The organism is Bartonella mastomydis (assembly GCF_900185775.1).
In the GTDB taxonomy this organism is placed as follows: Bacteria; Pseudomonadota; Alphaproteobacteria; order Rhizobiales; family Rhizobiaceae; genus Bartonella; species Bartonella elizabethae.
The window spans coordinates 72,769-87,155 of record NZ_LT883136.1 but is presented as its reverse complement, the minus strand read 5'-3'; the positions used below and the strand labels follow the sequence as shown (position 1 = coordinate 87,155).

Below are 14,387 nucleotides of genomic sequence, written 5' to 3'. Positions count from 1 at the left end.
ATGAAACAACCTTTGTTTTTTTTGTTAAGTTTTATGAGAAAATGATTTAACGTGAAGAATTATTGGATAACCATAACCCTTCTGATTTTCTTGTCCATCTTCAGCATTTTTGTTGGTTATTCTGACGTCACGCCTTCTGATCTCTTTGCAGCCGATCCTCATGCGTGGCTTATTTTTTGGCAAACGCGTCTTCCTCGTACCATTGCAATCCTTTTAGTAGGCGCAGCGCTTGCGCTTTCAGGCATGATTATGCAACTGTTGACACGTAATCGCTTTGTCGAACCATCAACCGCTGGAACCGTTGAATCTGCCTCCCTTGGCATTCTTTTTATTATGATTTTTCTACCCGATATTCCTGTTTTAGGAAAAATGGTCGTTGCGACACTCTTTGCCATGACGGGCACTTTACTTTTTATGTTTTTATTGCGCCGCATTCCTTTAAAATCGGCTCTCATTGTACCTCTTACAGGGATTATGCTAAGCTATATTATTGGCTCGTTAACCAATGCCATTGCAGATTATGAAATGCTCCTTCCTTCTCTTCAAGCTTACTTATTTGGTAGTTTTACTATGATTCTTGAGGGGAAATATGAACTTTTATGGCTCTCCCTTCCTCTTTGTCTTCTAGCCTATTGTACTGCTGATCGCTTTACGGTTGCAAGCTTAGGAGAAGATTTAACCAATAACCTTGGGTTAAATTATCGTGTTGTCATGTTGTTTGGTCTTTTTATTGTCGCCTCAATCACTGCTGTTGTTGTCTGTACCGTCGGTCGTATTCCTTTTGTTGGATTGATTATTCCAAATATTGTCTCAAGTTTTATGGGAGATAATATGCGCTATACTGCTCCTTGGGTAGCCATCAGCGGTGCAGGATTGGTCTTGATTTGTGATCTTTTAGGACGAATCATTCATCCATCTCTTGAAATTCCCATTAGTACCATAATGGGCGTGATCGGTAGTTTTATTTTTATGATACTGCTTTTACGCTGGAGAAAGCATCTTGGATAAAAGCAAAAAAACAATATGTGTATTAACAACACTTATCATCATAGCATGTACGGTCATCAGTCTTTACATGACATGGAATATCAATGTTTATACATGGACATTCCGTCTTACAAAACTGATCTCTCTGCTTCTTATTGCCTATGCAATAAGCGTTTCTACGGTTTTATTTCAAACAATCGTTAATAACCGTCTTCTAACCCCTTCAATTATGGGATTTGATCAGCTTTATATTTTAATAAAGACTGTTTTGATGTATTTTGTAGGCTCTCTTTCTTTGCCCTTTTTGAATGAAGAAGGACAGCTCATTCTCGAAGCCCTTATTCTCATTCTTTTTTCCATAAGTCTTTTCCGCTGGCTATTTTCAGGAAGCCTAAAAGGGCTGCACTTGACACTTTTAATTGGTGTTGTTTTAGGTGGCTTTTTTTTCAGTTTACGGATGTTTATGCAATTGCAACTCAATCCAGACCAGATGATGAATCTAACAGATATTATGTTTGCAAATTTTAATAAATTTAATACGTCACTCATAAGCTTTGCCACAATAATTGTTTTCATTGTGAGTTTAATTGGGTGGCGTTCACGTCATCTTCTTGATATTTTAGCTTTGGGACGTGAAAATGCTCTCAATCTTGGCGTTAATTATCATAAAAGTGCGACAGCTATCCTTATTTTTGTTTCTATTCTCGTCTCTATTTCTACCGCATTAGTAGGCCCGGTCACTTTTTTTGGATTGTTAATTGCCAATCTGTCCTATGAACTTTCACCTCAAGCAAAACACAGTGTCGTTATACCGATTGCAATATTATTAGCGATGATTTGTTTGGTGGGGGGACAATTTATTTTAGAGCAAATTTTTCACATGGCAGGACGTTTAAGTTTTATCATTGAGTTTTGTGGAGGGATTGTTTTTTTAATGTTACTGATGAAGGGAAAAGTAAAATGATTGAGATCAATCATCTTTCCAAGGCTTACGGAGCTCGATTGATTATCGATAATTTATGTCTTCATCTTCCCAAAGGGGGGATTACTTCTCTTATTGGGCCTAATGGTTCGGGAAAATCAACTCTTTTAATGCTGATAAGACGTCTTTTACCACACGACAAAGGAACAATTCGTATTGACGGTTTTGATATTGATAAAATGCCCCATGATATTTTGGCTCAAAAGCTCTCCATTTTGCGTCAAGATAATCCTTTATCCTTCCGTTTAACTGTGTACGATTTAGTAAGTTTCGGACGCTATCCTTATTCAAAAGGCTGGTATAGTAAAGAAGATAAACAATTCATCGACAGTGCACTACGCTATCTCGGCTTACAAGATTTAAAAGACCGTTTTTTAGACGAACTTTCTGGGGGGCAGCGTCAACGTGCTTTTATCGCTATGGTTATCTGCCAAGATACTGATTATCTTCTTTTAGATGAACCATTAAACAATCTGGATATGAAACATGCTGTTTCTATGATGAAGCAGCTACGCCGCACAGCTGATGAGCTGAAAAAAACCATTCTTATTGTTATGCATGATATTAATTTTGCCTCATCTTATTCAGATATGATCGTTGCACTGAAAAACGGGAAAGCAGCCTATTTTGGGACTCCCAAAGAAATTATGCAGCCAGAAATTCTTCAGGACATTTATGATATCGATATTCAAATCAAAACAATCAATGATATTCCTATCGCTCTTTACTATCGATAATCCTAAAGATTTTTTACGCTTGCCTACACTGTAGAATCTGCTAGAGATGGTAAAATTGGCTCATTGGGGAATAGTTTAATGGTAGAACAGCGGACTCTGACTCCGTCAATCTTGGTTCGAATCCAAGTTCCCCAGCCAATTTTAGTTGTAGCTTATAGCTTGCTAGCGGGTTTTGTATATTTTGACGCTAGGTTTTGTACCAATTTATTTTCATTCAAATGATTTTTAAGGGGTTCTCAAAGAGTCTTCAAAGGCCTTTCAAAGATCATTTAAAGCCTCTTTAATGTGTATGGTCAACCCAGCTGAAATAAGACAAATATTTGGAAATGAAGAAAGTAGCATCTTTGCGCAACGCCTTAATTTACAATGCGGTACCCTTTCTAACTACGAAATTGGAGCACACGAATCAACATGCTCAATAATTAACGCCTATTATACAGCCTTATAACATTAATCCTCAATTCGTTACAGGTGAAAGCGAAATGTTTAGTAACATGGCAAAAATGAAAACCCGCAGGCTTTAAACTACAAACTACCCCTGCTAGTCTCATGAAAAAACATGAACGAATAGCTTATACAGCCTTTTGCGATAAAAAAATTAAACGCTCACTAAAGATATAACGGAATTAGCGCCAGAGTCTTTGTATAAAATCGCAAGAAGCCTGTTCAAGACATCAACGACACGGAAGAAATTAAGCCTATCTTGCCTCTTTTAAAATTGCATTTTAAGCGTCAAATTGAAAAAATACATCTAACAACCACAAAAAGACTCAACCTCACCACCATTTTAAAAAAGCATGTGGAAATTTTCTTACATTCAAGACTTAATATAATATATTGATAAGTAACATTTTATACTTACTTTTTGAAATTTCATATGTATGGAAATTTTTTTGCCTTTTTGGTCATTTCTGCTTGTTTTTAGAGTAAGCTTAACAACTTTATCGGATTTTTTTAAAAGGCTTTTTAAAAATCTTCAAAGGATTTTCAAAGCTCTTTCTCATTTTTTCCGTTAAATTCCGATTTTCGCCATTTTTGACTCTTTTTTGCAATTTTCGGTGTCAAAATCCAATTTGAAAAAATCTCATTTACTGGAAAAAATAGCTATAAAAACAATAGATTATCATGTATTCTTATTTAATCCTGTTTTTTCTCATCCTGTACAAAACATAATGTCAAATTGCATGTAAGAAGGCTTATCCTTTATTGAATTTAAAACGATAGAATTTTTCCCTTTGTTAGAAAATATACAGCTTTAAAAACACTGCTCTTTTTTACTATCTTTTCTATTCATGGTATTTTTTTTAATCATAAATCAATAAATATTGGCATAAATAAAAAGATACCATAAATACAACTATTGCCACTTACAATATTAATATAAATACAAAAAGTTAATTTTTAAATATACTAAAAAATACATTATAAATTAAATTTATATATTGTGTATTTAACGATAAATTCAAATTTAATTTTGACAGATCAAGAAAAATAAATTATCAAAGCTATGAATAATTAACAGAAAGCAATATCTATTTCTTTTCTTCTTTTGAAGACTGCGGGGAAGTAAATATTGGGGGCTTCAAAAGGAGAGTATTCGTGTATAAAAAATCCCTTCTGTCATCTATGGCAACAGCCGCTATCGTGCTGTTTAATATCCAGTTCAATGTTCATGCTGAATCTCTTGAAGTTTCTGGAGAGAAAAAAGAGGTTAAAGACGCCACTTATGAGACTCTTCATGCTCTAAAGGAAGGTCAAATCATCGGAACTGATTTGAAGGTAACTGGAAATAAAGACACAAACTCAAGCTCAAACACAAACATTTTCGTTGTAACCACTGAGGGTAAAGGCAGTGCAATTAAATTAACGGGAGATAAAACAACCATTAAAGGAACGGATTCTGACATCCGCTTTGGTCTTGCAGTAGGTAATGGCGCGACACTTCAAATGACAGGGGGCACTATTACAGTTTCTGACACTGGCGTTCACTTCTTAAACACTAACAGCACCGAAAACAAACTGGAAAATATAACGATATCGAGTGGTAAAGACGATACACCTCTACACGCTGGAATAAAAACTGAAAACAGTACTGTCACTTTAGAAAATGTAAAAGTGACACAAACAAATAATGCCGTAGTTGCAAATAATAACTCTACAATAACAATCTCTGGAGGATCATTTGAAACGCAAATGGTAACATTAAGCGCTCTTAATGGCAGCACCCTTACTTTAAACAACAACGTTCAAATTACATCTGAAAACGCTGGACTTTATGCAAAAAACGGTGGCGCTATCAGCATGATGGGGGGAACCATTAAAGCTTCAGAGGTTGGTGCTGGCTTTGAAGGCAGTAACAACGAAAAAAATAAACTGGAAAATGTAACCATCTCAAGTAATAAAGAGAATGCACTACTAAAAAAAGGAGTAACTGCAGATAACAGTACAGTCGCTTTAACAAATGTAACTGTCTCTCAAGCAGTAAACGCCGTAGTTGCAGATAATAACTCTACAATAACAATCTCTGGAGGATCATTTGAAGCGCAAAAGGTAACATTAGGCGCTCTTAATGGTAGCACCATTACTTTAAACAACAACGTTCAAATTACATCTGAAAACAGTGGACTTTATGCAAAAGATGGTGGCGCTATCAGCATGACGGGGGGAACCATTAAAACTTCAGAGGTTGGTGCTGGCTTTGAAGGCAGTAACAACGAAAAAAACAAACTGGAAAATGTGACTATATTAAGTAATAAAGACAGTGCACTCCTGAACGTAGGAGTATCTGCAGACAAAAATAGTACTGTCGCTTTAAAAAATGTAACTGTAAAACAAGTAAAAAGCGCCGTAGTTGCAGATAATAACTCTACAATAACGATCTCTGGAGGATCATTTGATGCAAAAGAGGCAACGATATACGCTGGAAAAGGCAGCACTGTTATTTTAACTGACGATGCCCAAATTACATCATCTGAGAACGATGGGCTTCTTGCCGAGACAGGTGGCGCAATCAGCATGACGGGGGGAACAATTAAAGCTTTCTATAATGGTGCTGGTTTTGAAGGCAGTAACAGCGAAAAAAACAAACTAGAAAATGTAACAATATTAAGTAATAAAGACGGTGCACTCCTGAACGCAGGAGTATCTGCAGATAAAAGTACAGTCGCTTTAAAAAATGTAACTGTCACACAAGCAAAAAGTGCCGTAGTTGCCGATAATGAATCCACAATAACAGTCTCTGGAGGATCATTTGATGCAAAAAATGCAACAATAGTTGCACTCAATAATGGTACGATTATTTTAACCGACGATGCCCAAATTACATCATCTGAAGACACTGGAGTTCTTGCAAAAGATGGTGGTGCGATCAGCATGACGGGAGGAACCATTAAAGCTTTCTATAGTGGAGCTAGCTTCGAGAATAGTAAGAGAGAAGAAAACAAACTGGAAAATGTGACCATATCAAACGTTAAAGACGATGCACAACTAAAAGCAGGGGTATCTGCAGATAAAAGTACAGTCGCTTTGAAAAATGTAACTGTCTCTCAAGCAGCAAACGCCGTAGTTGCCGATCATGAATCCACAATAACAGTCTCTGGAGGATCATTGGAAGCAAAATACACAACAATAATTACGCAAAATAATAGTACTATTATTTTAACCGACAATGCCCAAATTACCTCATCTGAAGACGATGGACTCCTTGCACAAGAAGATGGCGCAATCAGCATGACGGGGGGAACCATTAAAGCTGTCTATAGTGGAGCTAGCTTCGAGAATAGTAAGAGAGAAGAAAATAAACTAGAAAATGTGACCATATCAAGCGTTAAAGATGGAGATGATGCGCTATTACACTATGGAATAGAAGCAAATAAAAGTACCATCATTTTAAACAATGTAACCGTGACAAAAGCAGAAACTGCCATAATTGCAGATGACCACTCGACAATAACAGTCTCTGGAGGATCATTTGAAAGCGAAGATAATGGAATATATGCAAAACAAGGAAGTTCTATTTCTTTAAACAACGCTACGGTAACATCATCTTATGGAGATAGTGTCTATGCAGACGGTCAAGATTCAAAAATTATAATGGTAGGAGGAAGTGCAACTGCAAAAAGAGGCAGTGCAGCATTATTGACAGAAAACGAAGGACAAATCGATGCCACAGATGTTACACTCACAACAGATGGCATAGGAACCGGTGCACTTGCGCTTGGTGAGAGCACAATTCAATTGCATGGCAATACAACAATCAACAATACTTTAAACGGTCTTAGAGCAGTTGATGGTGGTAAAATTACCGGTGAAAATTTAAATATCACCGGTGGAAAAGCTATCACAGATCCCGACACAGAACGCTCTGGTCTAACGACAGAAGGCGCTGGAAGTGAAATTAACTTAACAGGTAAAACAATCATTCAAAATGTTGATGAAGGTCTTTATGCAGACGGTGGAAGCAAGATCACCAGTGGAGATCTAACAATAATCGGTGACGAGAGCGAAAAAATAACTACTGCTGTAGGATCTTACGAGCCTGAGAGCAAAATTGAATTAAATGGGAACACAACCATTAAAAGTTTTGATCTTGGTCTTGCTGCAGTCAATCGCTCCTCAATTATCATGAAGAATGGTGCTAAAAATGAAATAGACGTCAAAAAAATTGCACTAGCGGCAATGGCTAGCGGACAAATTGACCTAGCGAATACTGATGTAAAAGCAGAAAGCATAGGTATGCAACTAGTGGCTTTATCGAAAACCAATACAGATGAAGATGAGCTACAAATAGATGGAGACAACGAAATCAATCTGACCAATAGCAATATTCACGTTGATAATGGCACTGGGATTCTTGTTGGAGCATTTGTTAAAAAAAGTATTGAAAATAATATTGCTCCATCAATCGGAAAAGTTAATCTTAACAACTCAGAAATCCATGCGGATGTGTTATTAGACAATGGTGTTTTTTGGGACAAAGTTTCTTTTCAAAAAGAAAATGTCTGGAATGATGAAAACATGAAGGAGATATCTACCGGTAGCTTTACCTTAAATGCAGATCATTCTATTTTAGAAGGAAAGGCAAACATTACAAACGACAGAACAATAAACTTTGATCTGAAAAACGGAACACAATGGTTCTTAAAAAACAGCACACAAGAGAAAGATGCTGAAGGCAATTTGCTTGATATTGCTCAAAGATCACGTTCTGATATTTCTGTTCTGGGTCTCAATGACAGCTCTCTCATTTTTCAAGAGCCAACAGAAGGTCATTACCACACATTGCATATAGGTTCCGGAAAACCAGGGACTACGGCCGTCTATAATGCAACAGGTGATGCAAAAATTTATTTCAATACAAAATGGACTGATGGCACACCAATCACAGAGCAAGAAACCGATCATCTTCTCATTCACGGCGATGTTTCAGGCTCCACAACGGTTTACATTCAAAGCGATTTAGGAGATAAAGAAAGCGTCATAAATGCTTCCGATCCTTCTAACATAGGCGGACTTTCACTGATCCAAGTTTCCGGAAAGGCTGATGAAAATTCTTTCAAATTAGCCCATGGTTATATCACAAGGGGTGGTTCACCTTATAAATATACGCTAACAGGTTACGGACCAGAATCAAGCTATGGCCAAGCGAATATTGAACAAAGTCTCTTTGATGAAAAGAATGAGAATTTCTGGGATTTCCGCTTACATAAAGAACTTCTTCCTGATTCAAAAGCAGAAGCACCTGTAGCACAAATGGCAAGCTATTTGGTCATGCCAAATGCTCTCTTCTATAGTGGATTGACTGATATGGCTGAACAAAACGCATTGTTAGCCAATATCAGAACATCGGTCATAGATAAAGGACAAGAAAAACAGAATGGCTTTTTCTTACACACCTATGGAAGCACAGGAACCTTCTCCTCTGAAAGCGCGCCACGCCAATATGGTTATAGCGGTGCTGATCTTCGCTATGCCGCTCTACAAGGAGGGGTGAACTTCGCAACACTGGAAGGACATAATACCACAACACATTTCGGTCTTTTAGGAACCTATGGACAGCTTTCCTTTACGCCAAAAGATATGCAAGATGCTGGAAAAAACACCGTTGATAAATGGTCCCTCACAGCTTATGGAACCATACAATACGACAATGGCTTTTATCTTGATACGCTGTTATCCTATGGCATCTTAAAGGGAGAGATCACCAATGCCCTCATTGGGACAACCGCAAAATTGAAGAATGCCAAAATGTTGAACATCTCCACAACCGTTGGCAAACAATTTGCAACAGGAATTCAGGGTGTAACATTCGAACCGCAGGCACAACTTGCTTATCAACATTTGGCATTTGATACCATTTTAGATGCTGATAATCTGACCATTGACATGCAAAATCCTCACCAATGGATGATCCGTGTTGGCGGGCGTTTGACCAAAAGCATTACCACTGAAAACAACCGTCCTATGTCTTTCTATGGAAAAGTCAACTTGATCAAAACCTTTGGGGATGATCAAGCACTCCATATTGATAAAGATTATAAACTTGATGCTATGGGATCTGCACTTGAAGGTGGGCTTGGTATCAGTGCACAATTATCCACGAACCTCTCCCTTCATGGTGATGTGAGTTATCAACAAAAACTGCAAAAAACGGGTATCTCTGGAGCAAGTTTTTCAGGCGGAATACGCTATCAGTTTTAAGGTAAAACTGTAAAATAGTCATTCTATTTCAACGTAACAAAAAAGGCAGCACAATATGCTGCCTTTTTTGTTCTTGACATTTTTTCATTAAAAGATCACTTGAATGGGCTTTGTTTTTTGTCCCCTTAACATCATCTCCATCAAGATTTATTGATTTACAAGGTGGATATTATCCTTTGAAACCTATCAGATTAAATTGCGCGTTCATCTCTCTTAAACAAAATGTCACAAAGCGCTTCATCCCCAAGTGAGAGAAAACCAAAACGCTCAGAAAAAACACCTAGAGATAACTATGCTCAGCCCAAATGTTATCGATATAATCTTGCTTGCTTCATAAAATCCCCTTCCCTTTTTCTCATCAAAAAATGTCAGGTATTTTTATCGAGAACATCTCAACAGCCCCAAATAATGAAAACCGAGACCTTTTAATAAAAGCACAATTTCTCATAAAAGTGCACTTTTACAAACCAAAGCATTATTCATTTTACAGCTTTCAAATGAAGCTTTTTATGAATTGCATTTTTCCACTTAAAATAGGCTTTTCTTTCTCTTTACACGAATTCTCCAGCATATTTTATTCGTGAATTTATCCATAAAGTTAAGAAAAATTCATTTTGAGAAAATAGACAGATAATAATATCTAAAAAGATAATAATAAAAAACTCTTTCTTCGCACCCTTGCTCTGTTGATACCCTCTATTCTTTCAATTTATAAGCTTATTACACCATCTATAAAGCTTCATTGACACTTCCCTATACCATTTTAGATAAACAATTTAAGAAAGCTCATCCTCTCATCCCGCGCTTATCTCACAGAAAGAAAATAAAACGGTGATAAAACGATCAAAACCAGTATAATGGAAATGAGTTTTTTAAGCGCAATAGGAAGCTATCAACCTTAAGATAATCTTATGAAAGAAAGGCCTATTTTCTTTTTTTAACAAAAAAACGCTATTTTCCTAATAGTTTATTAAGTCATAAGACTATTAAAACTTATAAATCGGTAGTATATCTAATTATTTTTGTATCGATTTAATCTAAAATAAAAAAATATACTATTACTATATAAATAAAATTATAATAAACTCAAAACTATTATTTATGATTTATTTTAATAAAATAATATAATTAATTATAAACTATATATTGTTATTTTTAAGCATAAACAGAAAATATTTGTAGCTAAAAATATACTATCGGGCATAATAGCCATAAAAATTGTATGATTTTCCACCTGTCATGCTGAAACTAAAGCTCTTAAAATTTTTGGTGCAAAAAACATATCTCATAGAACTTATGCGATATCTCCTACAAAACATGATAAAAAAATCATCGACGAATATTTAATCATAACGAGAAAATAGATATACAAATTGCTTTCTCTAAAAATACTTCTACAGCTGCCAAAACTGAAGGAATGCACAGGGCAATCAAATGACTAAAGAGCATAATTATTTATAAAATATAAGGCAACTCATTGAATTATAAATGATCTTAACTATTTCCCTGTTGAATAAGCATCCCCACTACCGTAAGAAATTTTCTCATTTCCCCCCTATTCCACGTTGAATCAATCAAACCTCTGTCTCTTGCACCTTACAAGCAGGTGGACCATGTGGAAAAAAAACATTAAGAAAAGCCTAAAATAACCTTTTTATGAACCGTCTCAAGCACCAAAGGCTGTTTGGCAATATTAAGGGGCTGGTAAAATATGTAATGGACTTGCTCTTTTATCAAAAGACACCGACTTTCTCCTTCACAAGCATAAAGAGGATGGAGCTCACAAGCTTTATCGCTATACCATTCACGAGTGCCGTCGCAAAATGCGCTTTGGAGCTTTAAAAAGATCTCTTTGAAGAACCCCAATATCCCCCTCATTTCTTTTTATAGCATATCTTCTCCTAGAGCAGAGAAAATAGACTGAGATTTGTCTGAGAGCGCCTCAAACACCCCATCTCAACGCTATAGAGCTTTTATAACGCTTATCCTGAAGCCAATTTATACATCTTGGTTTTAGCATAAGCGGACCAAGCAAAATTTTATAAAATTCATTGTTTCATTGCATTTTATGATCATGAAAAAATCTTTTCTGAAGCAAACCTTCAAATTATAGAGAACAGTACAATATAATTTGTTTTGTTATTTACAATAAAAACATAATGATATAAAAGCTGATTGGGTACTTGCGCCATCAGGGGAATGAAGTAAGCATCAAAGCATACCAAATACTAAAGGCATATCTATGTGTAAGAAATATATTTATAAGAAAAATCTTTTGTTATGTACAATTGCTGGAACTTTCATTTTTTCTCATTTCGGTTCAACTTATGCAAATACACAACCTCCTGAAATTATTGATGAGTTCAAGCTGGAGAATGGAGAGGAAAAAACTCTTAATAATGTTTTTATCCGCAATGGATTAAGCGCAGTGCACGCCTCTAAAAAAGCAACAGCTACAATTACGAACTCAACAATACATTCAGCTTCGTTTGCCTTTGCTGTATCACAAGGGGGACGTATTAATGCTAAAAAAGTTAAAGCCAATGCCTTGTATACTGGTCTATCAATTTCAAACGGTATCATTAACATTGAAGATTCATTTATAGAAACCAAAAGAACATCCGGTATTATTTTTCATAGCATTTTAGATGCTTTTGTAAAACCTGGAGAAGAAGTTATCAATAAGGCAATTCTTACCAATACAAAACTTCTTGTAAAAGAGGGTGTTGGTATTCTAGGACCTTCATCTTCAAAGTCTATTGCTGAAGTTCAACTTAAGGACTCAGAAATTCGTGCTGATGTATTATTACAAAATAATGTAAAAAAGACAACAGATTCAGATCCTCATCCTGTAACTTTTATCTTAACTGCCAATAATTCGATTATGGAAGGAAGAGCAAGAACCTTAGCAGTCAATACAACTATTTTTAATTTAACCAACAAGAGCAAATGGTACTTAAATGTAAGTCAATATGACATAAATCGTGATTTTAGTACATTTAATTATACTCTCCACGACATTGAACAGCGAGCACTGTCTACCGTTTCAGTCCTGAACCTTAATAATAGTTCTATTGTGTTTAATGCGCCCCATACGCTGGCAAAGGGTCAATATCAAACCTTGAGTATAGGACAAACCCTTGAGGTTCCTCATTCACAAGAAAATAGGGGCTCCGCTAAAGAAACTATTTACAATGCAACAGGCAATGCAAGGATTTATTTCAATACACAATGGAGTGATGGTCTGACAAAAGCACAGCAAAAAACGGACCGTCTTCTTGTCCACGGAGATGTCTCAGGTACCACAACAATTCATTTCAATAGTCTCTCAAAAGCTGAGTCATCACAGGCAGAGTCTTCTATTCCGGCGAATATGCGTGGTCTCTCACTCATACAAGTATCTGGACAGGCAGATAAAAATGCCTTCAAACTAGCAAATGGCTATGTCACAATGGGTGGTTTGCCCTATAAATATGTTTTAAATGCCTATGGACCGGCATCAAGTCTTGGAAAAGCAGAGAGCGCACAAAGCCATTTAGGGGAAGTCTCTCAACAATCAAAAGACAAGAGCGCAAAAACCGACACAACTCCCGTTGTGATAGGGGGAATTATTTTAGGAGTTGAGAATAATATAAAAGGTGAATCAACATCGAATTCTAAACAAGCAGACAGCGAACAAAATCATTTGAGAAAAAATCAGAATTTCTGGGATTTCCGCTTGCAAAGTGCAACGCTCGATGATGAAGGAAAGATCAAGGCTCTCGTTCCTCAAGTAGCAAGCTATTTGGTCATGCCTAACGCTCTATTCTCAGCTGGATTGGCTGATATAAACAATCAAAACACTTTGCTGAATACGATGCAAGAAACAGGCTTTGAGACAAAGGGTCATAAAAACAAAGGAATCTTCTTCTCAACTTATGGCAACAAGATGACATTATCCTCTCACCGTACGCCATTACAATATGGCTATGGTGCCGATATTCACTATGCTGCTTTACAAGCAGGCTTTACATTGGTCGCTCTAGAAGATCAAAATGTGACCACCAACTTTGGTCTTTTAGGAACATATGGGAAATTGGCTTTCACCCCAAAAGATATGGAAGGTGCTGACAAGAGTACGCTCAATAAGTGGTCACTGACTGCATATAGTGACCTGCATCATCATAATGGGACATATGTCCATGCCCTCTTCTCCTATGGAATGCTCAAGGGAAATATCACCACAGCTCTCGTAGGAAAGACAGTAGAATTGACAAACGCTGATACATTCAGTGCATCGGCAACCATTGGACAAAAATTCGAAACCAGTACGAAAGGATTGGCCTTTGAACCACAAGCACAAGTTGTTTATCAACGTCTTATGCTTGGCACACTCTCAGATATTGATGGCTTTGATGTGAATATGGGCAATCCTCATCAATGGTTAGTTCGTATTGGTGGACGTTTAATGCAAACAACAGTTCCCACTGAAGACGGTGGGATTCTTTCTTTCTATGGAAAATTGAATATTGTTAAAGCTTTTTCCGATAATAGCACTATACAGATTGGTGAATCATTCCGTCTTGATTCTATGGGAGCAGCCATTGAAGGTGGATTTGGTGTGAATGCACAATTATCACAAAATATTACCCTTCATGCTGATGTTCATTATCAACAAAAAATTCAAAAACCGGGTATATCTGGAACAAGCTTTTCAGGTGGAATACGCTATCAGTTTTAAGAACAAGCAAAACGCAACTTATAGTCTTATTTAATTTAACAAAAAAGGCAGCGCAATATGCTGCCTTTTTTGCAGTCTTTCGGCAAAATCCATCGATAACGGTTCTTTCTATACACCTTTCTTAAAAGAATTAATTTCGTTCAAACTCAATGCAACAAAATCTTTTATCTCTCTAATGACAGTTGAATTCTCAAGAGAGCGATCTTTTTGATGTATAAAAATCAAATGAATTCAGTAAAATTTTTTATCTATTGATAAAAAA

General features: G+C 36.4%; 5 protein-coding genes and 1 tRNA gene. All 6 read left to right on the top strand.

Annotation, left to right across the window (positions count from 1 at the left end; genetic code table 11):
• Nucleotides 1-51 precede the first annotated feature (51 nt).
• The 6 genes from FJG96_RS00365 to FJG96_RS00335 all read left to right on the top strand — a co-directional run bounded on the left by FJG96_RS00365 (nucleotide 52) and on the right by FJG96_RS00335 (nucleotide 14,125).
• Nucleotides 52-1,008, top strand: coding sequence for an ABC transporter permease (locus FJG96_RS00365; protein WP_139412280.1), 957 nt, complete (start codon nucleotides 52-54; stop codon nucleotides 1,006-1,008).
• Nucleotides 1,001-1,951: an iron chelate uptake ABC transporter family permease subunit gene (locus tag FJG96_RS00360; RefSeq protein ID WP_139412279.1), complete on the top strand. Its 951-nt coding sequence runs from the start codon at nucleotides 1,001-1,003 to the stop codon at nucleotides 1,949-1,951. Before FJG96_RS00365 ends, FJG96_RS00360 begins: the two co-directional genes overlap by 8 nt.
• Complete coding sequence (locus FJG96_RS00355) at nucleotides 1,948-2,706, top strand: iron ABC transporter ATP-binding protein (protein WP_139412278.1); 759 nt, start codon at nucleotides 1,948-1,950, stop codon at nucleotides 2,704-2,706. The genes FJG96_RS00360 and FJG96_RS00355 overlap by 4 nt, the downstream gene beginning before the upstream one ends.
• 64 nt (nucleotides 2,707-2,770) lie before the next feature.
• Nucleotides 2,771-2,844: transfer RNA gene (locus FJG96_RS00350), tRNA-Gln, on the top strand.
• A 1,461-nt stretch (nucleotides 2,845-4,305) separates the two neighbouring features.
• On the top strand, nucleotides 4,306-9,405 hold the full coding sequence (locus FJG96_RS00340) for an autotransporter outer membrane beta-barrel domain-containing protein (protein WP_246046866.1): 5,100 nt from the start codon (nucleotides 4,306-4,308) through the stop codon (nucleotides 9,403-9,405).
• A 2,242-nt stretch (nucleotides 9,406-11,647) separates the two neighbouring features.
• Nucleotides 11,648-14,125 carry an autotransporter outer membrane beta-barrel domain-containing protein gene (locus FJG96_RS00335; RefSeq protein ID WP_139412277.1) on the top strand — a complete coding sequence of 826 codons (2,478 nt, stop codon included), beginning with the start codon at nucleotides 11,648-11,650 and terminating at the stop codon, nucleotides 14,123-14,125.
• Nucleotides 14,126-14,387: the final 262 nt, after the last annotated feature.